The sequence below is a fragment of the Pseudomonas brassicacearum subsp. neoaurantiaca genome (assembly GCF_013608025.1).
GTDB lineage: Bacteria > Pseudomonadota > Gammaproteobacteria > Pseudomonadales > Pseudomonadaceae > Aquipseudomonas.
Window position 1 is genome coordinate 132257 of record NZ_VDLV01000055.1, and the last position, 25306, is coordinate 157562.

Genomic DNA, 25306 nt, shown 5'->3' on the forward strand with positions numbered 1-25306 from the left:
CTTGCTCCCGCTGGGCTGCGAAGCAGTCCCAGGCCAGTCACCTCGATTCGACAGGGAAACCGCGGTCACAGATTTTGCGTCTGCTTCGCAGCCGAGCGGGAGCAAGCTCCCTCGCCACGGGTGATCGGTTAAATATTAGAGAAAACAATAAAAGGTGCAGCCATGCCCGCAATCCGAATTGGCATCAACCCGATTTCCTGGAGTAACGACGACCTGCCATCCCTCGGCGGCGAGACGCCCTTGAGCACGGCGCTGAGCGAAGGCAAGGAAATCGGCTACGAAGGTTTCGAGCTCAACGGCAAGTTCCCCAAGGACGCCAAGGGCGTCGGCGACGTGTTGCGCCCGTATGACCTGGCGCTGGTGTCTGGCTGGTATTCCAGTCGCTTGGCGCGGCGTTCGGCGGCCGAGGAGATCGACGCCATCGCCAGCCATGTCGAGCTGTTGGCGCAGAACGGCGCGACGGTGCTGGTCTACGGCGAGGTGGCGGATTCGATCCAGGGCCAGCGCATCCCGCTGATCGAACGCCCGCGCTTTCATACTGACGAAGCCTGGCAAGCCTACGCCGACAAACTCACCGAGCTGGCGCGCTTCACGCTGTCTCAAGGCGTGCGCCTGGCGTATCACCACCACATGGGCGCCTACGTCGAATCGCCTTCGGACATCGACAAGCTGATGGCGCTGACCGGCAGCGAAGTGGGCCTGCTGTTCGACTCGGGCCATTGCTACATGGGCGGGGGCGAACCGTTGCAAGTCCTGCGCAAGCACATCGAGCGCATCTGCCATGTGCATTTCAAGGATGTGCGCAAACCGGTGGTGCAATTGGCGCGCAACAACCTCTGGAGCTTTCCCGACTGCATCATCAACGGCACCTTCACCGTGCCGGGTGATGGCGACATCGATTTCGCCGCGTTGCTCGACGTCCTGCTCGCCGCCGACTACCACGGCTGGCTCGTGGTGGAAGCCGAGCAGGATCCGGCAGTAGCGCCGAGTTATGTCTACGCCAAAAAGGGCTACGACACCTTGCGTGCCCTGCTGCAAGAGAGGATGCCGGCATGAGCCTGTTGATCAAGAGCAATCCTGGCGGCCAAAAGCTGGTCGAACTGCCCCATGGCGCGTTGGAGTACGTGGGATTCGCCGCCTACCGCCTGAGCCTCGGCGAAACCCTTCCCGTGATGGCCGGTGACAAGGAGTTGTGCGTGGTCCTGCTCAGCGGACGCATCGACCTCAAGGGCGAAGCGCCAGGGCAGGGCGCCTTCAACTGGGACAACCTCGGTGATCGCCAATCGGTGTTCGAGGACAAATCACCCTTCGCGGCTTATCTCCCGCCCGGCAGCCAGGCCCAGGTCACCGCGCTGAGTGATGTGCAGGTGGCGGTGTGCGCCGCGCCGGGTGCCGCGCAAAGCGAATACGGTCCACGGCTGATCCGCCCCGACAGCATGAAACGCAGCGTACGCGGCAAGGGCGCCAATACCCGCTACGTCTGCGACATCCTGCCCGACAGCGAGCCGGCGCATTCGCTGCTGGTGGTGGAAGTGCGCACGCCGTCCGGCCATTCGTCCAGCTACCCGCCCCACAAGCACGACACCGACGACCTGCCGCACCAGAGTTTTCTCGAAGAAACCTATTACCACCAGGTCAATCCGTCCCAGGGCTTCGTGTTCCAGCGGGTCTACACCGACGACCGCAGCATCGACCAGGCCATGGCCGTGGAAAACAGCGACCTGGTGGTGGTGCCCAAGGGATACCACCCGGTCAGCGTGCCCTACGGGTATGAGTCGTATTACCTGAATGTCATGGCCGGCCCGAAGCGCGTCTGGCAGTTCCATAACGACCCGCAGCACAGCTGGCTGCTCGACCTCTGAATTCGAACATTCCAACGGAGAACCAGGACAATGAGCGACACCCCGGTAATAGGTCATTACATCAACGGCCAGGTGCAGGACGGCGACACCGCTCGCTCCAGCAACGTCTTCAACCCGGCGACCGGCGCGGTGCAGGCGCGGGTGGCCCTGGCCGAGCCGAGTACCGTCGACGCGGCGGTGGCCTCGGCGCTGGCGGCGTTCCCGGCCTGGTCCGAGCAGTCGTCGTTGCGTCGCTCGCGGGTGATGTTCAAGTTCAAGGAATTGCTCGATCGTCACCACGACGAACTGGCGCAGATCATCAGTCGCGAACACGGCAAGGTGCTGTCCGATGCTCACGGTGAAGTCACCCGTGGCATCGAGATCGTCGAGTACGCCTGCGGTGCGCCGAGCCTGCTCAAGACCGATTTCAGCGACAACATCGGCGGCGGCATCGACAACTGGAACCTGCGCCAGCCCCTCGGTGTTTGCGCCGGCGTCACGCCGTTCAATTTCCCGGTCATGGTGCCGCTGTGGATGATTCCGCTGGCGCTGGTTGCCGGCAATTGCTTCATCCTCAAGCCCTCGGAACGCGACCCGTCCGCCAGTTTGCTGATGGCCCGCCTGCTGACCGAAGCCGGTTTGCCGGACGGCGTGTTCAACGTGGTCCAGGGCGACAAGGCGGCGGTGGATGCGCTGTTGCAGCACCCGGACATCGAGGCGATTTCCTTTGTCGGCTCCACGCCCATCGCCGAATACATCCACCAGCAGGGCACCGCGAACGGCAAGCGCGTCCAGGCGCTGGGCGGAGCGAAGAACCATATGATCGTCATGCCCGATGCCGACCTCGACCAGGCGGCGGACGCCTTGATCGGCGCGGCCTACGGCTCGGCCGGCGAGCGCTGCATGGCGATTTCGATTGCCGTGGCGGTGGGCGATGTCGGTGATGAGTTGATTGCTCGATTGCTGCCGCGCATTGATCAATTGAAGGTCGGCAACGGCCAGCAGCCAGGTACGGACATGGGGCCGCTGGTTACCGCCGAGCACAAGGCCAAGGTGGAAGGGTTTATCGATGCCGGCGTGGCCCAGGGCGCTCGGCTGATCGTCGATGGCCGGGGCTTCAAGGTGCCGGGAGCCGAGCAGGGATTTTTTGTCGGCGCGACGCTGTTCGACCAGGTCACCGCCGAGATGAGCATCTACCGGCAGGAGATTTTCGGCCCCGTGCTGGGCATCGTTCGTGTACCGGATTTCGCCACCGCAGTGGCGCTGATCAACGCCCATGAGTTCGGCAACGGCGTGTCGTGCTTCACCCGTGACGGCGGCATCGCCCGGGCATTCGCGCGCAGCATCAAGGTCGGCATGGTGGGCATCAACGTGCCGATCCCGGTGCCCATGGCCTGGCATTCCTTTGGCGGCTGGAAGCGTTCGCTGTTCGGCGACCACCATGCCTATGGCGAGGAAGGCCTGCGTTTCTACAGTCGCTACAAGAGCGTGATGCAGCGTTGGCCCGACAGCATCGCCAAGGGCCCCGAATTCAGCATGCCCACTGCCCAATAAACTCAATTTCATGAATGCCGGAGGGAGAACAACAATGAACCAGCCCCTGCGTTTTGCCTTGAACCGAATGGTTGCCCCACGCCTGTCACTGCCGGCTTTCATCGACTTGGCGCTGGCGTTGAAAACCGATGCCATCGAGATTCGCAATGATCTGAAAGGTGTCGAGATCGAAGACGGCATGCCACCGGCACGCGTCCGTGAGTTGTGCGAGGCGCGCGGCATCAAGGTGCTGTCGATCAACGCCTTGTACCCGTTCGATGTGTGGAACGAGGAGCGCCGTGCCCAGGCCGTGCGCCTGGCCGACTACGCCCGTGAGTGCGGCGCCGAAGGGCTGGTGATGTGCCCGCTCAACGACCGCGCCGACCCGCGCAGCGAGGCCGAACGGGCGACGGGGCTGCGCACCGCCCTCAGTGAACTGGCGCCGATCCTGCGGGCCTTCGGTATCTACGGTTTCATCGAGCCCCTGGGTTTCGAAGAGTGCTCGCTGCGCCGCAAGCGCGCGGCGGTGGAAGCGATCAAGGCCATCGGCGGGCTGGATGTGTTCCGCCTGGTGCACGACACCTTCCACCATCATCTGGCCGGCGAGCAGGAATTCTTCCCGGAGCTGACTGGGCTGGTGCACATTTCCGGGGTCGAGGATGCCCAGGCGCCGTTGGCGACGATTCGGGACGGTCATCGGGTGCTGGTGGGCGAGGGCGATATTCTCGGCAATGCCGCGCAGATTGAAGCGCTGGTGAATGGAGGTTATGACGGTTACCTGTCCTTCGAACCCTTTGCCGAGAGCGTTCATGAACTGGCCGATATCCGCCAGGCGTTGGGGGCGAGCATGAACCATCTGCAAAGCTCACAGGCCTGACACGATTTCCTGAACGATGGAGAACCCTTGTGGGAGCGAGCTTGCTCGCGATAGCGGTGTGTCAGGCAACGATATATTGATTGGGCCGCCGCCATCGCGAGCAAGCTCGCTCCCACACTTGACCGAGTTGCGTTTGAAAAGGTGCAAGCATGACCACAACACGACTGACCATGGCCCAGGCCCTGGTGAAATTCCTCGATAATCAATACGTCGAGGTCGATGGCGTCCAGAGCAAATTCGTCGCCGGGGTGTTTACCATTTTTGGTCACGGTAACGTGCTGGGCCTGGGCCAGGCGCTGGAGCAGGACTGCGGCGACCTGGTGGTCCATCAGGGCCGCAACGAGCAGGGCATGGCCCATGCCGCCATCGGGTTTGCCAAGCAACATTTGCGGCGCAAGATCTACGCCTGTACTTCGTCGGTCGGTCCCGGCGCGGCGAACATGTTGACCGCTGCCGCCACCGCGACGGCCAATCGCATCCCGCTGCTGCTGTTACCGGGGGATGTCTACGCCAGTCGCCAGCCGGACCCGGTGCTGCAACAGATCGAACAATTCCATGACCTGAGCATCAGCACCAACGATGCGTTCAAGGCCGTGAGCAAGTACTGGGATCGCATCAACCGCCCCGAGCAATTGATGACCGCCGCGATCCATGCCATGCGCGTGCTGACCGACCCGGCCGAAACCGGCGCGGTGACCCTGGCGCTGCCCCAGGACGTGCAGGCCGAGGCCTACGATTACCCGGATTACTTCCTGCAAAAACGCGTGCACCGCATCGACCGTCGTCCGGCGACCGAAGCGATGCTCGGTGACGCTCTGGCGCTGCTCAAAGGCAAGCGCAAGCCGCTGATCATCTGCGGCGGCGGGGTGAAATATTCCGGCGCCAACGCCGCGTTGCAAGCCTTCGCCGAGCGCTTCGACATTCCTTTTGCAGAAACCCAGGCGGGGAAAAGCGCCATTGTCTCCAGCCATCCGCTGAACGTGGGCGGCGTCGGCGAGACCGGTTGCCTGGCGGCGAACCTGTTGGCCAAGGAAGCGGACCTGATCATCGGCATCGGCACCCGCTACAGCGATTTCACCACGGCGTCGAAATGGCTGTTCCAGCACCCCGACGTGCAATTCCTCAACCTCAATATCAGCCCGTGCGATGCGCTAAAACTCGACGGCGTGCAACTGCTGGCCGATGCCCGTTCGGGCCTGGAGGCGCTGGCCGACAAGTTGGCGGATTACCGTGCCGAATGGGGCGGACAGATCGCTGACGCCAAGGCCCAACTCGACGCGGAAGTGGACCGGATCTACCAGGCGGATTTCCACACCCAGGACTTCGTCCCGGAAATCAACGACCACATGGACCCGGCGGTATTTCGTGAATTCATCGAACTCACCGGCTCCTGCCTGACCCAGAGCCGCGTGCTCGGCACGCTCAACCAAACCTTGGCGGACGACGCCATCATCGTCGCCGCCGCCGGCAGCCTGCCCGGTGATCTGCAGCGCAGTTGGCGCAGCAAGGGCGTGAACACCTACCACGTCGAATATGCCTATTCGTGCATGGGCTACGAGGTCAATGCCGCCCTGGGCGTGAAACTCGCCGAGCCGGACAAAGAGGTCTACGCGCTGGTGGGCGACGGCTCCTACATGATGCTCCACTCGGAACTCGCGACCTCGATCCAGGAGCGGCGCAAGATCAATGTGGTGCTGCTGGACAACATGACTTTCGGCTGCATCAACAACCTGCAAATGGAACACGGCATGGACAGCTTCGGCACCGAGTTCCGCTTCCGCAACCCCGAGACGGGCAAGCTCGACGGCGGCTTCGTGCCGGTGGATTTCGCCATGAGCGCGGCGGCCTACGGCTGCAAGACCTACAAGGTCAAGACGCTGGACGAGTTGCACGCGGCATTGGCCGACGCCCGGCGCCAGACGGTCTCGACGCTGATCGACATCAAGGTCCTGCCCAAGACCATGATCCACAAATACCTGTCGTGGTGGCGGGTCGGCGTGGCGCAAGTCTCCACCAGCGCCCGCACCGACGCCGTCGCCAAGACCCTCAACGAACGACTGGCCAAGGCCCGTCAATACTGATTGCGCCAACACCTACATTAAGGAGTTCCACATGTCTTTGAAGCTGGGCGTCATCGGCACCGGGGCCATCGGCCAGGACCATATCCGTCGTTGCAGCCAGACCTTGCTTAACAGCCAGGTGGTGGCGGTGACCGACATCAACCTTGCCCAGGCGGCAAAAGTGGTGGCCGACCTGAAACTGACCGCCGAGGTCTATCCGGACGGCCACGCGTTGATCAAGGCGCCGGACGTCGAGGCGATCCTTGTCACGTCCTGGGGGCCGAGCCACGAAGAGTTCGTGCTGGCGGCCATCGCGGCAGGCAAACCGGTGTTCTGCGAGAAACCCCTGGCGGTCACGGCCGAAGGCTGTCGCAAGATCGTCGAAGCCGAAGTGGCCCAGGGCAAGCGCCTGGTACAGGTCGGCTTCATGCGGCCTTACGATGAAGGTTATCGCGCGCTCAAATCGGTGATCGACAGCGGCCAGATCGGCGAGCCGTTGATGCTGCACTGCGCCCACCGCAACCCGAGCGTGGGCGAAAACTACAAGACCGACATGGCGATCACCGACACGCTGATCCACGAGCTGGACGTGCTGCGCTGGCTGCTGGCCGATGACTACGTGTCGGTGCAGGTGGTGTTCCCGCGCAAGAGCAGCAAGGCCCTGGCGCACTTGCGTGATCCGCAGATCGTCCTGCTGGAAACCGCCAAGGGCACGCGCATCGACGTCGAGGTGTTCGTCAATTGCCAGTACGGTTACGACATCCAATGCGAAGTAGTGGGGGAGACCGGCATTGCCAAGCTGCCGGAACCGTCCCAGGTGCAACTGCGCAGCGGCGCCAAGCTGTCCAATGCGATCCTGATGGATTGGAAGGACCGCTTCATCGCGGCTTATGACGTCGAGTTGCAGGCCTTCATCGACGGTGTACGCGCCGGGCAGGTGGGCGGGCCTTCGGCCTGGGATGGTTTTGCCGCGGCGGTGGCGGCGGATGCGTGTATTCAAGCGCAGCAGAGTGGGCAGATTGTGCGGGTCGAGCTGCCGGAGCGGCCGCGGTTCTACGGCTGACCCTATTTCCCCTGTGGCATGCAGTTCAATTGTGGGAGCGAGCTTGCTCGCGATAGCGGTGGGTCAGTCAACATAATGCAGGCTGATCCACCGCCATCGCGAGCAAGCTCGCTCCCACAGGGGATGGCATGTTCAATGACTGACAAGGAGTTTTCATGCGAATCGGACTAGTCGGCTACGGCAAAGGCGGGCGGTTTTTTCATGCGCCGCTGATCAGCAGCCTGCCGGGGGCTACGTTCGTCGGCGTAGTGACCCGCTCTGCCGAGCGGCGCCAGCAGTTGGCCGGCGATTACCCGGAGGTCCAGGCGTTCGACACCCTCGAACAGTTGGTGGCGGCGGGTGTCGATGCGGTGGTCGTGTCCACCCCTTTGGACGGTCGCCCGGCCATCGTGATGCAGGCGATCGAACTCGGCGCGGCGGTGGTCAGCGACAAGCCTTTTGCCCTCGACGCCGCACAGGCCGAAGCGATGGTGCTGGCCGCCGAGCGACGCAACGTGCCGTTGAGCGTCTACCAGAACCGGCGCTGGGATTCGGATTTCCTTACGGTGCGCAAATTGCTTGCGTCCGGCGCCCTCGGGCAGGTCATTCGCTTTGAATCCAGCGTCGAGCGTTATTCGCCGACTTCGGTGGGAAAAGGCAGTGGCGGGGGATTCCTGCGGGATCTAGGCAGCCATCTGGTGGACCAGGCACTGCAATTGTTCGGGCCGGTGACAAGAGTGTATGCAGAGCTCGATTATCGACAGCCGGGCCAGGCGTTCGATAACGGTTTCTTCATGTCACTGACCCATGTCGGTGGCGTCATTTCCCACTTGAGCGGCAATTGCGTGCAAAACGCTCCACGCCCACGTTTCCGGGTCAGCGGCAGCGAAGGCTGCTATACCGTCGAAGGCCTCGACGGGCAGGAAGCCCAGGCATTGGCGGGCTTGAGCCCGGCTACCGAAGGCGAACGCTGGGGCGCCGAGGAGCACCGGCGCTGGGGTTGGTTCGAACACGGCGCAGAGCGCGAACGGGTCGCCTCGGAGCGGGGATGCTGGCTGGAGTTCTATCAGCGCCTCCAGGCCGCGTTGCAGGGCGACGGCGCTCTGCCGGTGGCGGCCCGCGATGCCTTGGCCACGACGCGTATCCTGGACGCTGCCAGGCAAAGTGCGGAGCAAGGCGTGGTGGTGTGTTTATCTGCGCCCGTAGGGCATGGAACAAAAAACGAATAAAATTCTAAAATTAGTTGATATGGAAAATATTTTCCAATAAAGTCGATTCCAGGTTACCGACAACCCTGTCCGCGTTTATCCAGGCCTGCCCTGAATGGACGAAGGACGAAACAAAAACAAGAAACACAGCCAGGTACCGTCGATGAAAACCTTCAACCGCTCTGCGTTTCACCTGTCACCGTCCTTGCGCCTGTCCGCAATCCTTCCCTTGTTTGAATCCCTGTGCATCCAGCGCAAGGGCGCCGTGGTGTGCTGCATGCCCGGCGCACCGATCGTGCGTTTGCCGCGTTCCTGAAGTCCGTCACGCCTTATCCATAAGACCAACAAAAAAGTGGAGAAAGAACGTTCATGAACACCAAGACCCGCATTGCCTCGCTGGCCCTGTCATTGATGTTTGCCAGTGGCGCAGCCCTGGCGGACCTGAAGATCGGCGTCAGCATGTCTCAGTTCGATGACACCTGGTTGACCTACCTGCGCGAATCCATGGACAAGAAAGCCAAGTCCCTGCCGGACGGCGTCACGCTGCAGTTCGAAGACGCGCGCAGCGACGTGGTCAAGCAACTGAGCCAGGTTGAAAGCTTCATCAGCCAGAAGGTCGACGCGCTCATCGTCAACCCGGTGGACACCGCCGCGACCCAGCGCATCACCAAGGCCGCCGTGGCCGCCGGTATTCCGCTGGTGTACGTCAACCGTCGTCCGGACGATCCGAAGTTGCCGCAAGGCGTGGTCACCGTGGCTTCGGATGACCTGGAAGCCGGGCGCATGCAGATGCAATACCTGGCCGACAAGATGGGCGGCAAGGGCGACATCGTGATCCTACTGGGTGACTTGGCCAACAACTCCACCACCAACCGCACCAAAGGCGTCAAGGAAGTCCTCAAGAAATACCCGGACATCAAGATCGAGCAGGAACAGACCGGCACCTGGTCCCGGGACAAGGGCATGACCCTGGTCAACGACTGGCTGACCCAAGGCCGTGAATTCAACGCGGTGGTGTCCAACAACGACGAGATGGCCATCGGCGCCGCCATGGCCCTCAAGCAAGCGGGCACCAAGAAGGGCAGCGTGTTAATTGCCGGGGTCGACGGCACGCCGGACGGCTTGAACGCCATCAAGAAAGGCGACATGGCAGTCTCGGTGTTCCAGGACGCCAAGGGCCAGGCCGATGGCTCCATCGACACGGCGGTCAAGATGGCCAAGGGCGAGAAAATGGAATCCGTCGTGGTGCCGTATCGCCTGATCACGCCGGAGAACGTCGACCAGTTCAAGTGACGCTGCGCCTGGCCCACCACAACAATAAGCAGGCAAGGTCGCCGCGCCGACCTTGCCGAGGGAGTACCTGACCATGTTCGCATCTGCGACTGCTTCGAGCGCCCCGGCGGCAACGTTCCGACCGGGCGTATTACCCGACGAACCGTACTTGTTGGAGGTCGTCAACGTCAGCAAGGGCTTTCCCGGCGTGGTGGCGTTGTCCGACGTGCAATTGCGGGTGCGCCCCGGCTCGGTGCTGGCCCTGATGGGCGAAAACGGCGCAGGCAAATCCACCTTGATGAAGATCATCGCCGGCATCTACCAGCCGGACGCCGGCGAGCTGCGCCTGCGCGGCAAGCCCGTCACCTTCGACACGCCCTTGGCGGCGTTGCAGGCCGGGATCGCGATGATCCACCAGGAACTGAACCTGATGCCGCACATGAGCATCGCCGAGAACATCTGGATCGGCCGCGAACAGCTCAACGGCCTGCACATGGTCGACCACGGTGAAATGCATCGCTGCACCGCCCGGTTGCTGGAGCGCTTGCGCATCAAGCTCGACCCGGAGGAGCAGGTGGGCAACCTGAGCATCGCCGAGCGCCAGATGGTGGAAATCGCCAAGGCGGTCTCGTACGACTCCGACATCCTGATCATGGACGAACCGACCTCGGCCATCACCGAGACCGAAGTCGCCCACCTGTTTTCGATCATTGCCGACCTCAAGGCCCAGGGTAAGGGCATCATCTACATCACCCACAAAATGAATGAAGTGTTCGCCATCGCCGATGAAGTGGCGGTGTTTCGCGACGGCGCCTACATCGGCCTGCAACGGGCCGACAGCATGGACGGCGACAGTCTGATTTCGATGATGGTCGGACGCGAACTGAGCCAGTTGTTCCCGGTGCGGGACAAGCCCATCGGTGACTTGGTCCTGTCGGTGCGCGACCTGAGCCTGGAAGGCATTTTCAAAGGCGTGTCTTTCGACCTGCATGCCGGGGAAATCCTTGGCATCGCCGGGCTGATGGGCTCGGGCCGGACCAACGTTGCCGAGGCGATCTTTGGCGTGACCCCGAGTACCGGCGGCGAGATCTTGCTGGACGGCCAGCCGGTGCGCATCACCGATCCGCACATGGCGATCGAGAAGGGCTTCGCGCTGTTGACCGAGGATCGCAAGCTCAGTGGCCTCTTCCCGTGCCTGTCGGTGCTGGAAAACATGGAAATGGCCGTGCTGCCTCATTACGTCGGCAACGGCTTCATCCAGCAAAAAGCCCTGCGAGCGCTGTGCGAGGACATGTGCAAGAAGCTGCGGGTCAAGACGCCGTCCCTGGAGCAGTGCATCGACACGTTGTCCGGCGGCAACCAGCAGAAGGCCCTGCTGGCGCGCTGGCTGATGACCAACCCGCGGATCCTGATCCTCGACGAGCCGACCCGCGGCATCGATGTCGGCGCCAAGGCCGAGATCTATCGGCTCATTGCCTACCTCGCCAGCGAAGGCATGGCGGTGATCATGATTTCTTCGGAGCTGCCGGAAGTGCTGGGCATGAGCGACCGCGTCATGGTCATGCACGAAGGTGACCTGATGGGCACCCTCGACCGTGGCGAAGCGACCCAGGAACGCGTCATGCAGCTGGCGTCGGGCCTGTCCTGATGCCCGTCGTACGGATCAATAACGTCGAGCAATAATCCCGTGGCGAGGGAGCTTGCTGCCGCTGGGGCGCGAAGCGTCCCTGTTTTTAGGGCTGCTCCGCAACCCAGCGGGAGCAAGCTCCCTCGCCACAGATAAAAAAGGTAAGTGGCTATGAACGCGATATTGGAAAACAAACCTGCGGCCGCTCCGGCCAGGACGCGTCGGCGGTTGCCGACGGAACTGAGCATTTTCCTGGTGCTGATCGGCATCGGCCTGGTGTTCGAAATGTTCGGCTGGATCATGCGCGACCAGAGTTTCCTGATGAACTCCCAGCGCCTGGTGCTGATGATCCTGCAGGTGTCGATCATCGGCCTGCTGGCCATCGGCGTGACCCAGGTGATCATCACCACGGGTATCGACCTGTCATCGGGCTCGGTGTTGGCGCTGTCGGCGATGATCGCCGCCAGCCTGGCCCAGACCTCGGATTTCGCCCGGGCGGTGTTTCCGTCCCTGACCGACCTGCCCGTGTGGATCCCGGTGGTGGCGGGGCTCGGCGTGGGGCTGCTGGCGGGAGCGATCAACGGCAGCATCATCGCCGTGACCGGTATCCCGCCGTTCATTGCTACCCTCGGCATGATGGTCTCGGCCCGTGGCCTGGCGCGCTACTACACCGAAGGCCAGCCGGTGAGCATGTTGTCCGATTCGTACACGGCCATCGGCCATGGCGCGATGCCGGTGATCATCTTCCTGGTGGTGGCGGTGATCTTCCACATTGCCCTGCGCTACACCAAGTACGGCAAATACACCTACGCCATTGGCGGCAACATGCAGGCCGCGCGGACGTCGGGCATCAACGTCAAGCGTCACCTGGTGATTGTCTACAGCATCGCCGGCCTGCTCGCGGGGTTGGCCGGCGTGGTCGCCTCGGCGCGGGCGGCGACCGGGCAGGCGGGCATGGGCATGTCGTATGAGCTGGACGCGATTGCCGCGGCGGTGATCGGCGGCACCAGCCTGGCCGGCGGAGTAGGGCGCATCACCGGGACGGTGATCGGTGCGTTGATCCTCGGCGTCATGGCCAGCGGCTTCACCTTCGTCGGTGTCGATGCGTACATCCAGGACATCATCAAAGGATTGATCATCGTGGTCGCCGTGGTAATCGATCAATATCGCAACAAGCGCAAGCTCAAGCGTTAACCACCGCTCGATGCGACAAAGCGCCACGCCTGACCCGCGTGGCGCTGCCATTTGTCTTCTTAGTACAGCCATTGCAGCGAATTTCTTGTTATAAACGCACTCCGACGGCTGGCAGAAGCCCGTTAAACGGCATTTGAGGCGCTTGTCGGACATTTTCCCCATGTTTTCGGTTGCTGACGCCCCGACTCGGCCTTAGACTGCCGCCCCTCGTAAATTGAGTGCCGGGTGGCGCTTGGAATAGACGGCGCCTTTCCGATGAGCGTGGCCGCTTGATGCGGGACGCTCCATAATTCGCCTTAATGCACGTTTTTTTATAGAGAAATCAATGACAAAGGAAAAGTTGCTGGCCATGCCGGCGGATGACTACATGAATGCCGAGCAACTGGCTTACTTCACCAAGCTGTTGCAGAACATGAAAGTCGAAACCCACGAGCGCATCGAACAGAACCGAATCGCCATTGAAAGCCTGGACAGCCCGGCCGACCCGGCGGACGCTGCTTCCGTAGAAGAAGAGCGCACCTGGCTGGTCAACGCCATCGATCGCGACCAGCGCATGCTGCCGCAACTGGAGCAGGCCCTGGACCGCATCAACGACGAAAGCTTCGGCTGGTGCGATGACAGCGGCGAGCCCATCGGCCTCAAGCGCCTGCTGATCAGCCCGACCACCAAATATTGCATCGAAGCTCAAGAACGCCACGAGCAGATCGACAAGCACCAACGTCAGGCCTGATTCCCCGTTTCTGGAAAAGATCGCAGCCCTTCATCCGAAGCTGCGATCTTTTTGCTTTCTGATCTTCACGCTTCTTGATCTATAGCCGAAAACACGACTAATGGACCATGGATAATGGCTCGGTAGTGGCGTTTAATGCTGGCATAACAACGAGAAATGTGGGTGACGAAAAATGGCGACAGACGGATCTCTGGCGGCGACAGCGTCGGCCTCGGTGCCTGTGGCGCACGGTGCGGCGCGCTGGCTTGCGCCGACGTTGCAAAGCCTGGCGCTGGTTGTGCTGCTGTGCGGCATGGCCTTGGGCGGATGGCCGTTGTACCTGGGCCTGCCCTTGGCGATGCTCATCGTCTGGTTGCCACGCCTGCGCTCGCGCCTGGCCAATGTGCCCGTACAGGCGGCAAGCGACAGCCTGGCCGAGCTGACCCGCGATCTCTCCTATACCACCAGCCATAACGCGCTGTCCGCCGCCGGCGTGGCCTATTCCGTCAAGCAATTGGCCGGTAAGGTCCAGTCGCAACTGGGTGCCGCCGCGCAGATCGTCAGCAATGCCGAATCGATGATCGCCACCGAACAGGCCACCTCGCAGCTCAGTCAGCAAGCCTTGGGGGCGGCCAGCGAGGCCCATCGCAGCAGCGTGGCCGGGCGCAGCGAACTGTTGGAATCCATCAGTCGCATGCATCAGCTCAGCCAGCGCGCCAATGAAAGTCGTGAGTTGATCGAGGCGCTGAGCGTGCGCAGCGATGAAATCCAGCGCGTGAGCCTGGTCATCCAGTCGATTGCCAGCCAGACCAATCTGCTGGCCCTCAATGCTGCCATCGAGGCGGCGCGGGCCGGTGAACATGGTCGTGGCTTCGCGGTGGTGGCCGATGAGGTGCGCGGCCTGGCCGGGCGCACCGCCGCGGCAACCGGCGAGGTTGGCGTGATGGTGGCGGACATCCAGCAACGCACCGCGCAAGTTGTCGAGCAGATACGCCAGTTGGCCGGCGACCTGGACAGTGGCGTGCAGCAAGTCGAGCACACCGGCCAGCACCTGGAGAATATCGCCCGCCTCGCAGCGGGGGTCGAAACCCAGGTCAGCGCCATCGCCCAAGGCACCGACACCAATCGTGGGCAACTCGACAGCCTGTTCCATGCCATCGAACAGATGCGGGGCGACTTGGCCATCAGCGACCAGCAGACCCAGCGCCTGGCCGAAGCGGCCGTGCAGATGGAAGGCCAGGCCGAAACCATCAGCGAGCGCCTGGCCGAGGTGGGCCTGGACGATTATCACCAGCGGGTCTATGACCTGGCGCGAGAAGGGGCTAGCCGGATCGCCGCGCAATTCGAGGCGGATATCGACCAGGGCCGCATCAGCCTGGACGATCTGTTCGACCGAAACTACCAACCCATCCCCAATACCCACCCCGCCAAGTTCCAGACGCGTTTCGACCGCTACACCGACCAAGTGCTGCCGGCGATCCAGGAGCCGTTACTGGCGCGGCATGAAGGGCTGGTCTTTGCGATTGCCTGCACCCAGCAAGGCTACGTGCCGACCCACAACAACGCGTTCTGCCAGCCGCTGACCGGCGACCCTCAGGTGGACACGCTGAGCAACCGCACCAAACGCAAGTTCTCCGATCGCACCGGGATTCGCTGTGGCAGTCACCAGCAGCCGGTGCTGCTGCAAACCTACACCCGGGACACCGGTGAGCTGATGCATGACCTGTCGGTACCGATCATGCTGAAAGGGCGTCATTGGGGAGGATTGCGGTTGGGCTATAAGCCCGAGAAGGCGCACTGAGCCTGATCACCGGCGATATGACTAACCTGTGGCGAGGGGATTTAGCGAAACGTCGCACCGCCCCGCTGGGGTGCGCAGCGCCCCTAATAGCTATCGCTGCGGTACGTCAGGGGGCTGCATTCCAGTCTTTCGAGGGGCTGCTCTGCAGCCCAGCGGGGATAAATCCCCTCGCCACAAAAACTCAACTGTCATTGCCTCATGTAGGGTTTATTTCCCGTCGTGCAGACGCACGTTCAACTGATCCACCAGGACCGCCTCTTCACCGTCGGCGAGCAGCCATTCGCGTAGCAAGTCTTGTTGTTGATCTGACCAGAAAGGCGCATCAACCAATTTGATATTCGGGTCCAGCGGGTGCGCCATGATGAAATCGTCGATGGCTTTGCCGTCCGAAGGCAGGCCGAGTTGGTCGAACAGGGTTTTGAGCTCGTGGGATGGTTGTTCCATTTTGCAGGACTCCTCAGGACTGCCGCCGTCATGGCGCTTCGGTTGCTTCCTTCTATCTGAGGCAAGCAGTCGTCAGGAGTTCGATCGGTTTCACGCTTTCAGCGCACCTTCGTCGATGGCACGCTTAAGGGCCTTCGCCGCTTCCCTGGCTGCCTGGGCGGCAACTTCCGGAGTCTTGAACCAGCGATCCTTTTCCACCTGGTGACAGGTGATGGCGGTCAACGGCGGTTTGGCGCGCATGACAATCACCGCCTGGAATTCGCCCTCTACCTCTCTGGCCTCGCCCCGAATAAAAAAATCACCGATATCAAGTTCCGTCACGTCGCGCTTCCCTTCTTCTTATGCGAAGACCGCCAATGAGCGGCGGTCTTTTTTGGGCAGCCAGTATGGCAGCAGTTGCCGTTGCACGGCTGAGTTAAGTCATGGACGGTTCATAAATGAGCTCAAGCGCGTTGTTCGAGGCTCCTGGCCAGATGACAGGCTTCGTTGTGATCGGCGCGGAAACCCCTTACACGTCCAGTCGATGTTTCTTCGATGTGAAAAAAACACCTGCCGGCCAGGACAACCCTGTAACGTGGCTGGACCAGCGCAATGGGCAGGTAATTGCAATCGTCAGCGGCCCCACGTGCTTGGGCAATACAGGGGGTGACCGGACGAATCAGCGTAGTGAAAGTTGCCATGCGAATTCCTTTTCTATGGTTTACCGACGAATTGCCGGTCATTTCGAGTAGTCTGCGCGCCCGCGGCTGCTCTAGAATCGACTACACCGTGGGGGCGGCTGTGCTATCTAAAGCAATTTTTTTTGGCCTCGATGTCAGAAAAAAGCTTTTTTAAGTGAGAAATTTCCCTAAAGTTAGTAGTCCCACCTTTTCCGATGGTCAGAGTGGTGTTTTCCTTCAGCCTCTGCAGACCGCCGGGAAAGACAGCGAGAGCGACAATCCTTTAGTCTTCTCTCGCCCCGGGCCTGGGCGCGCCGTTCACTTCGAATTCAACTACCGGTCATTGCGACCGTGCGGGTTCTCGTGGTCCATCCTTCGAGGGTGGCCGTATAAAGATGGGGATGTTTCCTTGGCAGTAAGTAATCTCGACATGCATGCGTTATTTGTACTGGGTGATCTGCGGGCAAAGCTGGTAAAGCTGTTCCAGTCACGTTTTGTCTACATCACCGAACAGAGCGCGGAAGGCATCTATGTTGCCGAAATCGATACCGAGTCGGCCTTGGTGGTTGATGACAAGCCGCGGCTCGAGCTCAAGGTTGGTGATCATTTTCGCGCGGCAGTGTTGCCGAGTCGCGAGGGCGGAAAATTTGAAATCAGGTTTCGTGAAATCAAGTTGACCGTCTATGGCCTTGGCGATTATGCGTTCGTCACGACTGCCGATGGCCAGGCCATCCTCTTCAAGGAAGGGCACAGCGTGGTGACGGTATTTGCCGCCAACGAACAGTTGCAGGAAGGTTTGACCAAGACTTTGAAAGCGGTTACCGCCAAGGCAGCCAAATGGCGCAAAGGTGAACTTGTGACATTCAAGGCCAGTGAGTAACACGCGGCCGGTGATTGAAAGAAATGACGCATCGGGTTGATTGACCTTCGCTCTTTCCCTTTCCGTAACAGTTTTAAAAGGCTCTTGCTGGAACCTTGGCTACAGTCAATTGACTGAACTATTCAGAGGCTTGCGTCCGGTTCGCCAGTCCGTTCGGTTTATTGCTGTGTTCGGCATGAGGTATCAAGCATGAAACGAGTTCGACAGTGGTTGGCTGCCTGGGCCACCCTCGCTGTGTTGGTTTCACCCCTTCCAGCGTCCGCTGCATCGGCGCCAATCCATTTCGCCGACCTGAACTGGGAAAGCGGCAGTCTGATCACCGATATCCTGCGAATCATTGTTGAAAAAGGCTACGGTCTATCGACCGACACGCTACCGGGGACGACCATTACACTGGAAACCGCCTTGGCCAATAACGATATCCAAGTGATCGGCGAAGAATGGGCCGGTCGCAGTCCGGTGTGGGTCAAGGCCGAGGCCGAGGGCAAGGTGGTGGCGCTAGGCGATACCGTCAAGGGCGCGACCGAAGGCTGGTGGGTGCCGGAATACGTCATCAAGGGTGACCCGGCCAAGGGCATCAAGCCGCTGGCGCCGGACTTGCGCAGCGTCGAGGACCTGGCGCGCTACAAACACGTGTTCAAGGACCCGGAAAGTCCCGACAAGGGCCGCTTTCTCAACAGCCCCATCGGTTGGACGTCCGAGGTGGTCAATAAACAGAAGCTCAAGGCCTACGGTCTTGCCGACAGCTACGTGAATTTCCGCAGCGGCTCCGGCGCCGCGCTCGACGCGGAAATCACCTCTTCGATCCGCCGTGGCAAGCCTATTTTGTTTTATTACTGGTCCCCCACGCCATTGCTCGGGCGGTTCAAACTGATGCAACTGCAAGAACCGCCGTTTGATGCCGAGGCCTGGAAAACCCTGACCGACGCCGACAACCCCAATCCGAAGCCGACCCGATCCCTGGCGTCGAAATTGTCGATTGGCGTGTCGGCGCCGTTCCAGCAGCAACACCCGGACATCGCTGAGTTTTTCAGCAAGGTCGACCTGCCCATCGAGCCGCTGAACAAGGCCCTGGCCGACATGAGCGAGAAGCGCACGCCGTCCCGCGAGGCGGCCGAGGCGTTCCTCAAGACTCATCCCCAGGTCTGGCAGGCCTGGGTGCCCAAGGAGATTGCCGACAAGGTTTCCGCCGGCCTGTAGCGAGTTCCTGCGCCAGTCCATTGAACAGTTGATCCTGGGCAAGTCGTCATTCGCTGGAAACTGGCAATCTTTGCCCCGTCCAGCGAAATGCCAAATTCGAGCTAGGATGAATGTTCAACCTTTTTCTGGAGGCTGGCGAATGACGCTTTTATTGGCTCGGTCGCTGGTCGCAGTCTTTGCGACCATCAGCTTGATTCATTTGTATTGGGCGCTGGGGGGCCGCTGGGCTGCTTCAGCGGTCGTGCCGCAGGTTGCGGTGAAGCAGGGTGGCACGCTGCAACCGGCCTTCAACCCGTCGGGGTGGCTGACGTTGTTGGTGGCGCTCGCGCTGCTGATGATCGCGGTCCTGGTGTGCCTGCGTGTCGGCCTGATCGCGCCGCCCGTCACCCACCGGGCGTTGCAGTGGTTGATCAGTGCGATTGCCTTGTTGATGTTTGCCCGCGCCATTGGCGAGTCGAACCTGGTGGGCTTCTTCAAGGAGGTCAAGGACTCGACGTTCGCCCGGCTCGATACCTGGGTGTACTCGCCGTTGTGTGTCGTGTTGGGGGCAGGGTTGTTGGCGGTGGCGTGGGCCTGAGCGCTTGCAGATAAGCGCAAGTCCCGTGGCGAGGGAGCTTGCTCCCGCTGGGTTGCGCAGCAGCCCCAAGACTTTTCACCTCGGTGTGTCAGGCTGATTTGTGTTCTGGCTTTTTGGGGCTGCTGCGCAGCCCAGCGGGGATAAATCCCCTCGCCACAACGGTGCTTGACTCAAGCTTTCTTAGCCATCGCTCCCGGTCCTGGGGCTGCTTATTTCCGCCGGCACATCATCCCCGGCCATGCGCTTGCGAAACAACGCCGCCCGGGCCAGCAGCAAGGTCGTCACCGGCACGGTGATGGACAGCAGGATCGGTATCAGCCAGGCGTGCAGCACCGGCCCGGACTTGAGTGCCGAAAAGTAGATGATCGAGGCCAGCGCCACGCACCAGGCACCCAATGTCGAAGCCAGGGCAGGCGGGTGCATGCGCTGGAAATAATCCTTCAAGCGCACCAGTCCGATGGCACCGACCAGGGCGAACAGGCTGCCGGACACCAGCAGGATCGCCACCGGAATCTGTACCCATAACGATAATTCGCCGGTCATTCGATCACCTCGCCACGCAACAGGAACTTGGCCAGCGCGAAGGAACCGACGAAGCCGAACAGGGCAATCAGCAACGCCGCCTCGAAATAGGTATCGCTGGCATAACGAATCCCCAGTACCAGCATCATCAGCATTGCGATGATGTACAGGTAATCCAGGGCCAGGACCCGGTCCTGTGCCGAAGGGCCCTTGAACAGGCGCACCAGGGTCAGGACCATGGTCAGCGAGAACAGGAACAGGCTCAGCAGGATCGCGTTGGACAGCAGCGGGCTCATTCGAAAATCTCCATCAACGGGCGCTCGTAGGTGGCCTTGAAGTGCGCGATGAACGCTGCCTCGTCCTCCAGATCGAACACATGCATCAGCAGCAGGCTGCGATCGAGCGCCAACTCCGACCAGACCGTCCCGGGAATCACCGTGGCGATCATCGCGAGCGCCGCCAGGCCGTTGGCATCGTGCAGGTCCAGCGGCACCTTGATGAATCGCGAGCGAGGCGGGTGGCGTCCGGCGTTGACTACGCCCCAGGCAACCGCCAGGTTGGAAGTCACTACGTCGCGGCCCACCAACAGGAACAGCCGCAGCATGACCCACGGCCGACGGATACGGATGGGGCGCGGCCGCAGCGGGCGCATCATCAACGGCGCGAGAAAACCCAGTGCCGCGCCCAGCAACAGATGGCCGGCGCTGAGGGACAGGTTCAATAACAGCCAGAGCAACCACAATGCGAGGGACAGCCAAGGTGCGGGAAACAGGCGCTTCATGGCTGCACCGCCTGCAGTTCCGTGCTGGCCTGCGGGCTGGGGGCGGCACGGGTAGCCAGCACCGCCATCACGTAATGTTCCGGCGTGTTCAACGCATCGGCGGCGGATTGGCTGTAGCGCAGCAACGGCTCGGCCTTGAAACTCAACACGATGCCCAGGCCCAGCAGCGCAATGATCGGTACGCATTCGAAAGGTCGCAGCAGCGGCGAAGGTCGCTCTTGCGGCGTCCAGAAGCGCTGGATGCCCAAGCGCGAGAAGGCGATCAGCGATGCAAGCCCGGACAGAATCAACAGCGCCAACAGGCCCCACGCCTGATTCGACACTGGCACATCACCGCTCGCCCCAAGCCCTTCGGGGTTGAGCAGCGCACTGAGCAGGCCCAGTTTGCCGATGAACCCCGACAGCGGCGGCATGCCGATAATCAGCAATGCACAGGCAATGAAGCTCAGGCCCAGGAACGCCACGGTCCAGGGAATCACCTGGCCGACCACGGCTTTCTGCTCGTCGTCGAGGTTGCTGCCCTTGGGTGGCTGCAGCGACTCCAGTGGTCGCGGCAGGCTATCGAGGTCATCCTCCAAAGGCAGTTCGTTGGCCGAGCGCGAGCGCTCGATCAATTCGGCCAGCAAGAACATTGCGCATAACGCCAGGGTCGAGCTCACCAGATAGAACAACGCCGCGCCGACCAGGTTGGGCTGGGCGAAGCCGATGGCTGACAAGAGGATGCCGGCCGAGACCAGGATGCTCAGGCTGGCCATGCGTTCCAGGCGCTGGGCCGCGAGAATCGCAATCGCCGCGCAGGTGATCGTCGCCATGCCGCCGTAGACCAGCCAGTCTGCACCAAAGTACGCCGAGGCGCCGGCCTGCCCGGAGAACAGCAAGGTCCACAGGCGCAGGATCGTGTAGACACCGACCTTGGTCATGATCGCGAACAGCGCCGCCACCGGTGCACTGGCCGCGCTGTAGGCCGGCACCAGCCAGAAATTCAGCGGCCACATGCCGGCCTTGGCCAGGAACGCCACGGCCAGGATCGCCGCGCCGGCGTGCAACAGGCCTCGGTCGGCTTCCGGCACCAGCGGGATTTTCAGCGCCAGGTCAGCCATGTTCAACGTGCCGGTGACGCCGTAGATCAGGGCCGCGCCAATCAGGAACAGCGACGAAGCCAGCAGATTGATGGAGATGTAATGCAGCCCAGACGACACCCGCGCCCGGCCCGAGCCGTGCAGCATCAGGCCATAGGACGCCGCCAGCAGCACCTCGAAGAACACGAACAGGTTGAACAGGTCCGCCGTCAGGAACGCCCCGTACAGGCCCATCAATTGAATCTGGAACAGCGCGTGAAAACTCGCCCCGGCCCGGTCCCAGCGGGCCATGGCGAACAGCAAGGCGCAGGCGCCGATGATGCCGGTCAGCACCAGCATCAGGGCCGACAGGCGATCGACCACTAGCACGATGCCGAACGGGGCTTGCCAGTTCCCCGGCAGGTAGACGCCGATGGAAGCGGGCAAGGGCTGGTCCTGGGTCCAGGCCAGCAACAGCACGGCGATGCCCAGGCCCAGCAGGGTGGAGAACAGATTGATCCGCGCCTTGAGCGGTCGATGTTTCTCGCCGAGCAGCAGCATCAACGCGGCGGTCAGCAGCGGCAGCAGGATGGGCGCGGCGATCAAGTGAGGCGTCAACGTCATTCCCTGGGCTCCCGGCCGTCCACATGGTCGGTGCCGGTCAGGCCCCGGGAAGCGAGCAGGACCACCAGGAACAGCGCGGTCATGGCGAAGCTGATCACGATGGCGGTCAGCACCAGCGCCTGGGGCAGTGGATCGGTGTAGTGCAACAGGTTCTGCGGTACGCCGTCCTTGATGATCGGCTCCTTGCCGATAAACAGGCTGCCCATGCTGAAAATGAACAGGTTGACGCCGTAGGACAGCAGGCACAGGCCCATCACCACTTGGAATGTCCGTGGGCGCAGCACCAGCCAGACACCGGAGGCGGCCAGCACGCCGATTGCAATCGCGATGACTTCTTCCATCAGGCGTTGGCTCCTTTGAGAGGGGCGACGGGTCTGGCATGCAGGCCCGGTTTATGGGCGCGCACCGACTGGTGGGCCAGGGCGGTGAGAATCAACAGGGTCGAACCGACCACGACGGCATAGACGCCGATATCGAAGAACAGCGCACTCGCGACATGGATATCACCCAGCAGCGGTGACTCGAAATGCCAGGTGTGAGTGGTCAGGAATGGATAACCCACCGCCATCGCCCCCAGGCCCGTGGCGGTGGCGAACAACAACCCGGTGCCCATCCAGCGCAGCGGTCGCAGGCTCATCTGCGCCTCGACCCATTGGGTGCCGGCGACCATGTATTGCAGAATGAACGCCACCGACATCACCAGGCCGGCGACGAAGCCGCCACCCGGTTGGTTGTGGCCGCGCATGAACAGGTAGAACGACACCACCAGGGCAATCGGCAACAACAGGCGCACCAGCACCGACGGCACCATCATGAAACCCAGCGCGGTGTCGCTGGCGTGGCGCGGGTTGACCAAGTCGGTGACCACGTCGGGCGCGAGCAGGCGTTGTTGCGCCGGGAGTTGGATGCTTTCCTTGGGCGGTCGGAAACGCCGCAGCAAGGCGAACACCGCCAGGGCCACCGCCACCAGCACGGTGATTTCCCCGAGGGTGTCGAAGCCACGGAAGTCCACCAGCATGACATTGACCACGTTGCTGCCGCCGCCTTCGGGCAGGGCCCGGCTCAGGTAGAACGATGAAATGTCGTTGGGTGTCTGGCGTGTCAGCATCGCGTAGGACAACAGCGCCATGCCGCCACCCACCGCGACGCACAGCAGCAAATCCCGCAGGCGCCGGACGCGTGCCCGGCGTTCGCTGTTGGGCAGGGGGGAGACGTCTTCGATTCGCCGCGGCAGCCAGCGCAGGCCCAAGAGGATCAGTACCGTGGTGACCACTTCCACCACCAACTGAGTCAATGCCAGATCCGGGGCCGAGAACCACACGAACGTCACGCAGGTCATCAGGCCGCAGACACTGACCATCGTCAGTGCCGCGAGACGGTGATACTTGGCCTGCCAAGCGGCACCCAAGGCGCATCCAATGGCGAGCACCCACAGGACGACGAACACCACGGAGCCGGGGATCTTCGGCCGGTCGCCCCAGACCAGCGTGCTGTGCAGCATCGGAATCAGCCCGGCCAATACCGCCGCCAATACCAGCCAGAACAACTGGGCTTGCAGGCGCCGCGTGCTGATCTTGCGTTCCAGCCGCCGACCCTGGCGCATCATCAGCACCAGGCAACGCTCGAACAGCCGCTTGCCGCTGAGACGGCCGATCAACGGCGGACGCTTGATGTGCCCTTGCTTGAATTGTTTGCGCAGCAGCAAGTACAGGACGATGCCCCCGGACATCGCCACCAGGCTCATGATCATCGGTGCGTTCAGGCCATGCCAAATCGCCAGGCTGTGCTCGGGCAGCGGGCCGCCCACCACCGGCAGTGCGGCGGCGGCCAGCAACGAGCCCACCACCTGGGCAGGGAAGATGCCCACCAACAGGCAGGTGAACACCAGCAGTTCCACCGGCGCGCGCATCCAGCGTGGCGGTTCGTGAGGCGTCAGCGGCAGGTCGGTGGCGGTCGGACCGAAGAACACATCCACGGTGAAGCGCAGGGAATAGGCGACGCTGAACGTGCCGGCAATGGTGGCGATGATTGGCAGCGCCAGCTCGACCCAGGCCGTGGCGGAAATGAACACGGTCTCGGCGAAGAACATTTCCTTGGACAGGAAGCCATTGAGCAGCGGCACCCCGGCCATGGCCGCGCTGGCAACCATCGCCAGGGTGGCGGTGAACGGGATCAGCCGCACCAGGCCGCTGAGCTTGCGGATGTCCCGGGTGCCACTTTCGTGGTCGATGATGCCGGCGGCCATGAACAGCGAGGCCTTGAACGTGGCGTGGTTGAGGATATGAAACACCGCCGCCACCGCCGCCAGCGGACTGTTCAGACCGAGCAGCAAGGTGATCAGCCCGAGGTGGCTGATGGTCGAGTAGGCGAGGAGGCCCTTGAGGTCGTTCTGGAACATCGCGCAGTAAGCGCCGAGCAGCAACGTACAGGCCCCGGCGCCGCCGACGATGTAGAACCATTCTTCACTGCCCGACAGCGACGGCCATAACCGCGCCAGCAAGAACACCCCGGCCTTGACCATGGTCGCCGAGTGCAGATACGCCGACACGGGCGTGGGCGCGGCCATGGCGTGGGGCAGCCAGAAATGAAAGGGAAATTGAGCGCTTTTGCTCAGTGCGCCGATCAGGATCAGCGGTAGCAGGATGGGGTAGAGGGCGTGGTTCCGAATCAGGTCGCCGGCGGCCAGGACCTTGTCCAACTCATAGCTGCCCACCACATGGCCGAGCAACATCACCCCGGCCAACAGGCACAGCCCGCCGGCGCCGGTCACCATCAACGCCATATAGGCACCGCGTCGGGCGTCGGCGCGGTGATGCCAATAGCCGATCAGCAAGAACGAAAACAGGCTGGTCAGTTCCCAGAAAAACACTATCTGGATCAGGTTGCCGGAAATCACCAGGCCGAGCATGGCGCCCATGAACGCCAGGAAAAACGCAAAGAAACGCGGAACCGGATCGTCCGGCGACATGTAATAGCGGGCGTACAACGACACCAGCGTGCCGATGCCCAGTACCAACAGCGAAAACAGCCAGGCGAAACCGTCCAGGCGTAGCACGAAGTTCAGGCCCAGGCTGGGCAGCCAATCATAGTGTTCACGAATCACGCCGCCGTCGGCGATCTGCGGGTACCACAAAGCCACCTGTACCGTGCCGACCAGGGCCACGAGGCCGGCCAGCAGTGATTCGGCGTTACGCGCGTTATGCGGCAACAGCGCTGCGACAAAGCTGCCGATAAAGGGTAAAAGCAATAGAACTATCAGTGACATAGGTTTCTATTCGGCAAAGGTTGTCCGGGATCATACGTGGCGTATTCCCGATCACCAACCGCGAGGATGTCGCAGAATCCTACAAGGTAGGTGGAGTTTTCTGACTTTGCGTTCTACATATCACCTGTGGCG

25 protein-coding genes are annotated in these 25306 nt (G+C 61.9%); 16 read left to right on the forward strand and 9 right to left on the reverse strand.

Annotation, left to right across the window (positions count from 1 at the left end; genetic code table 11):
* Positions 1-162: 162 nt before the first annotated feature.
* The 13 genes from iolE (at position 163) to FHK92_RS24725 (ending at position 15164) form a co-directional block, all read left to right on the forward strand.
* Entirely contained in the window at positions 163-1056 is an 894-nt protein-coding gene (gene iolE, locus FHK92_RS24665) for a myo-inosose-2 dehydratase (RefSeq protein ID WP_181290418.1), read from the forward strand.
* Positions 1053-1862, forward strand: a complete 810-nt coding sequence (gene iolB / locus FHK92_RS24670; protein ID WP_181290419.1) for a 5-deoxy-glucuronate isomerase — start codon at positions 1053-1055, stop codon at positions 1860-1862. The genes iolE and iolB overlap by 4 nt, the downstream gene beginning before the upstream one ends.
* Before the next feature lie 30 nt (positions 1863-1892).
* Entirely contained in the window at positions 1893-3395 is a 1503-nt protein-coding gene (locus FHK92_RS24675; protein WP_181290420.1) for a CoA-acylating methylmalonate-semialdehyde dehydrogenase, read from the forward strand.
* A gap of 34 nt (positions 3396-3429) precedes the next feature.
* Entirely contained in the window at positions 3430-4251 is an 822-nt protein-coding gene (locus tag FHK92_RS24680; RefSeq protein WP_181290421.1) for a TIM barrel protein, read from the forward strand.
* A 149-nt stretch (positions 4252-4400) separates the two neighbouring features.
* The gene (gene iolD, locus FHK92_RS24685; protein WP_181290422.1) at positions 4401-6332 is read left to right on the forward strand and encodes a 3D-(3,5/4)-trihydroxycyclohexane-1,2-dione acylhydrolase (decyclizing); all 1932 of its coding nucleotides are present in this window, start codon (positions 4401-4403) and stop codon (positions 6330-6332) included.
* A gap of 31 nt (positions 6333-6363) precedes the next feature.
* The gene (locus tag FHK92_RS24690) at positions 6364-7374 is read left to right on the forward strand and encodes a Gfo/Idh/MocA family protein (protein ID WP_181290423.1); all 1011 of its coding nucleotides are present in this window, start codon (positions 6364-6366) and stop codon (positions 7372-7374) included.
* A 155-nt stretch (positions 7375-7529) separates the two neighbouring features.
* Entirely contained in the window at positions 7530-8582 is a 1053-nt protein-coding gene (locus FHK92_RS24695) for a Gfo/Idh/MocA family protein (protein WP_181290424.1), read from the forward strand.
* 142 nt (positions 8583-8724) lie between these two features.
* Positions 8725-8877: a hypothetical protein gene (locus tag FHK92_RS24700; RefSeq protein ID WP_181290425.1), complete on the forward strand. Its 153-nt coding sequence runs from the start codon at positions 8725-8727 to the stop codon at positions 8875-8877.
* A 53-nt stretch (positions 8878-8930) separates the two neighbouring features.
* Positions 8931-9854 (forward strand): sugar ABC transporter substrate-binding protein, encoded by a 924-nt coding sequence (locus FHK92_RS24705; RefSeq protein ID WP_181290426.1) that lies wholly within the window; start codon positions 8931-8933, stop codon positions 9852-9854.
* A 73-nt stretch (positions 9855-9927) separates the two neighbouring features.
* Positions 9928-11481: a sugar ABC transporter ATP-binding protein gene (locus FHK92_RS24710; protein WP_181290427.1), complete on the forward strand. Its 1554-nt coding sequence runs from the start codon at positions 9928-9930 to the stop codon at positions 11479-11481.
* A gap of 150 nt (positions 11482-11631) precedes the next feature.
* The gene (locus FHK92_RS24715; protein ID WP_123415655.1) at positions 11632-12654 is read left to right on the forward strand and encodes an ABC transporter permease; all 1023 of its coding nucleotides are present in this window, start codon (positions 11632-11634) and stop codon (positions 12652-12654) included.
* A gap of 325 nt (positions 12655-12979) precedes the next feature.
* Complete coding sequence (locus FHK92_RS24720) at positions 12980-13384, forward strand: TraR/DksA family transcriptional regulator (RefSeq protein WP_030141286.1); 405 nt, start codon at positions 12980-12982, stop codon at positions 13382-13384.
* 172 nt (positions 13385-13556) lie between these two features.
* Positions 13557-15164 (forward strand): methyl-accepting chemotaxis protein, encoded by a 1608-nt coding sequence (locus FHK92_RS24725; protein ID WP_258232738.1) that lies wholly within the window; start codon positions 13557-13559, stop codon positions 15162-15164.
* Positions 15165-15371: 207 nt separating this feature from the next.
* Here the strand turns inward: FHK92_RS24725 and FHK92_RS24730 are convergent, their stop codons facing one another.
* The 3 genes from FHK92_RS24730 to FHK92_RS28220 form a co-directional block, all read right to left on the reverse strand.
* Positions 15372-15608, reverse strand: a complete 237-nt coding sequence (locus FHK92_RS24730) for a DUF2789 family protein (protein ID WP_181290428.1) — start codon at positions 15606-15608, stop codon at positions 15372-15374.
* A gap of 90 nt (positions 15609-15698) precedes the next feature.
* The gene (locus tag FHK92_RS24735; RefSeq protein WP_181290429.1) at positions 15699-15929 is read right to left on the reverse strand and encodes a hypothetical protein; all 231 of its coding nucleotides are present in this window, start codon (positions 15927-15929) and stop codon (positions 15699-15701) included.
* Between the two features lie 122 nt (positions 15930-16051).
* Positions 16052-16288 carry a hypothetical protein gene (locus FHK92_RS28220; protein WP_375154630.1) on the reverse strand — a complete coding sequence of 79 codons (237 nt, stop codon included), beginning with the start codon at positions 16286-16288 and terminating at the stop codon, positions 16052-16054.
* 409 nt (positions 16289-16697) lie between these two features.
* Here FHK92_RS28220 and FHK92_RS24740 point away from each other — a divergent pair, with 409 nt between their 5' ends.
* The 3 genes from FHK92_RS24740 (at position 16698) to FHK92_RS24750 (ending at position 18924) form a co-directional block, all read left to right on the forward strand.
* Complete coding sequence (locus FHK92_RS24740) at positions 16698-17147, forward strand: hypothetical protein (RefSeq protein ID WP_181290534.1); 450 nt, start codon at positions 16698-16700, stop codon at positions 17145-17147.
* A gap of 189 nt (positions 17148-17336) precedes the next feature.
* On the forward strand, positions 17337-18347 hold the full coding sequence (locus tag FHK92_RS24745; protein ID WP_181290430.1) for an ABC transporter substrate-binding protein: 1011 nt from the start codon (positions 17337-17339) through the stop codon (positions 18345-18347).
* Between the two features lie 139 nt (positions 18348-18486).
* The gene (locus FHK92_RS24750) at positions 18487-18924 is read left to right on the forward strand and encodes a DUF3995 domain-containing protein (RefSeq protein WP_030141291.1); all 438 of its coding nucleotides are present in this window, start codon (positions 18487-18489) and stop codon (positions 18922-18924) included.
* A 180-nt stretch (positions 18925-19104) separates the two neighbouring features.
* Here FHK92_RS24750 and FHK92_RS24755 read toward each other — a convergent pair whose 3' ends face one another.
* From FHK92_RS24755 to FHK92_RS24780, 6 genes are read right to left on the reverse strand one after another with little or no spacing between them, the layout of a single operon-like run.
* Positions 19105-19467, reverse strand: a complete 363-nt coding sequence (locus tag FHK92_RS24755; RefSeq protein ID WP_181290431.1) for a Na+/H+ antiporter subunit G — start codon at positions 19465-19467, stop codon at positions 19105-19107.
* Entirely contained in the window at positions 19464-19742 is a 279-nt protein-coding gene (locus FHK92_RS24760; RefSeq protein ID WP_030141293.1) for a K+/H+ antiporter subunit F, read from the reverse strand. Before FHK92_RS24760 ends, FHK92_RS24755 begins: the two co-directional genes overlap by 4 nt.
* Positions 19739-20227, reverse strand: coding sequence for a Na+/H+ antiporter subunit E (locus FHK92_RS24765; RefSeq protein ID WP_181290432.1), 489 nt, complete (start codon positions 20225-20227; stop codon positions 19739-19741). The genes FHK92_RS24760 and FHK92_RS24765 overlap by 4 nt, the downstream gene beginning before the upstream one ends.
* Positions 20224-21909, reverse strand: a complete 1686-nt coding sequence (locus FHK92_RS24770) for a monovalent cation/H+ antiporter subunit D (protein ID WP_181290433.1) — start codon at positions 21907-21909, stop codon at positions 20224-20226. Before FHK92_RS24770 ends, FHK92_RS24765 begins: the two co-directional genes overlap by 4 nt.
* A complete protein-coding gene (locus FHK92_RS24775) occupies positions 21906-22250 on the reverse strand; it encodes a Na+/H+ antiporter subunit C (protein ID WP_030141296.1) in 345 nt (114 codons plus the stop codon). Before FHK92_RS24775 ends, FHK92_RS24770 begins: the two co-directional genes overlap by 4 nt.
* Positions 22250-25174: a monovalent cation/H+ antiporter subunit A gene (locus FHK92_RS24780; RefSeq protein WP_181290434.1), complete on the reverse strand. Its 2925-nt coding sequence runs from the start codon at positions 25172-25174 to the stop codon at positions 22250-22252. The genes FHK92_RS24775 and FHK92_RS24780 overlap by 1 nt, the downstream gene beginning before the upstream one ends.
* Between the last annotated feature and the right edge of the window lie 132 nt (positions 25175-25306).